The organism is Qingrenia yutianensis (assembly GCF_014385105.1).
Taxonomy (GTDB): Bacteria; Bacillota; Clostridia; order UMGS1810; family UMGS1810; genus Qingrenia; species Qingrenia yutianensis.
The window spans coordinates 1-1237 of sequence record NZ_JACRTE010000065.1; the positions used below are offsets into that span (position 1 = coordinate 1).

The 1237-nt window shown below is 41.5% G+C and carries 1 protein-coding gene; it reads right to left on the minus strand.

All coding sequences use genetic code 11. The annotated features are described in order from the left end of the window. On the minus strand, nt 1–1209 hold a 1209-nt coding region (locus H8706_RS12040; RefSeq protein ID WP_262432833.1), incomplete at its 3' end, for a recombinase family protein. Between the last annotated feature and the right edge of the window lie 28 nt (nt 1210–1237).

Below are 1237 nucleotides of genomic sequence, written 5' to 3' on the forward strand. Positions count from 1 at the left end.
TCCGAGTAGGTATTTTTTATCTTTTTTCAGCTTTGCGGTTTTTGATGCAATTTCATTCATTCTTTCCATAAAGGAAGCAGGCTCAATGTATCCGTTTGCTTTCGCATTTCGGAGAACATGAACCTGCTCTGTCAATTCCGCTATCTCTTTATTTATATTTTCAATCTCGCCGCCGTCTGCCATTCTTTTGGATTTGTACTCCGTCAGCTGATTCAGCATAGGCGCGAGAATTATATCCGCGTTATATACAAGCCTGTTATACAGGTTTACGAAGGCGTTCATCAGAACCTTTTCAGCCACCTGCGGTGTCGGGCATTCAGCACTGTCGTGATCTCTTGTTCTGCACACCCAGAAGATATTGTTCTCACCCGACTTTTTTCTGAACATCGTTCCGCACTCTCCGCAGTATATCATTTTTGCAAATGTATGCTCTCTCGGAACCGTGCTCGGTCTATATCGCTTGCTCTGTGCCTTTAACAGTTCGTTTGCTTTATCAAATATTTCAGCTGACACTATCGGCACATTATTGTTTTTCACATAGTACATATCCCGTTCTCCGCAGTTTCGCCGTGATTTAAACGGGAATTCCTCCGTATATGTTTTTTGAAGCAGTGCGTCGCCTTTGTATCTTTCGTTTGTTATTATGTATTTTATTCTGTTTTCTACCCAATTCACCGTTCCGTCATTTTTTATCACTCCTGCTTTCTTGAGTTCGTCCGCTATTTTGCGAAGACTCATTCCGCCTATGTAGGCATTAAATATCAGGCGGACTATTCTCGCCTGTTCCTCATTGATTTTCCATTCTCCGCCTGTCCCAAGGTAATAACCGTATGGGAGACACCCTTGCTTGAATGTGCCGTTTTTCATTCTGTGCCGAATGCCGAGCCGCACATTCTGCGATAATGATATTGATTCCTCCTGTGCCACCGAGCTTAACGCTGCCAATTCTGTTTCGCTTGTTATTCTGCCGGTGTTGATATTTTCTTTTTCAAATATTACATCTACTCCAAGCACTTTCAGTTTTCGTGTCATGTCGATGCAATCATAAGTATTACGAGCGAATCTCGATATTGATTTTGTGAGTATTAAATCGATTTTCCCGTCCACACAGTCCTGATACATTCTGTTAAAGTCGTGCCGTCTTCCCAGATTTGATGGACAGAAAAAAGTGTGATATAATGAAATGGACGCAAACAAATTCAAAATCACAGGAGGAATTTTTATGTCAATCAAAAAA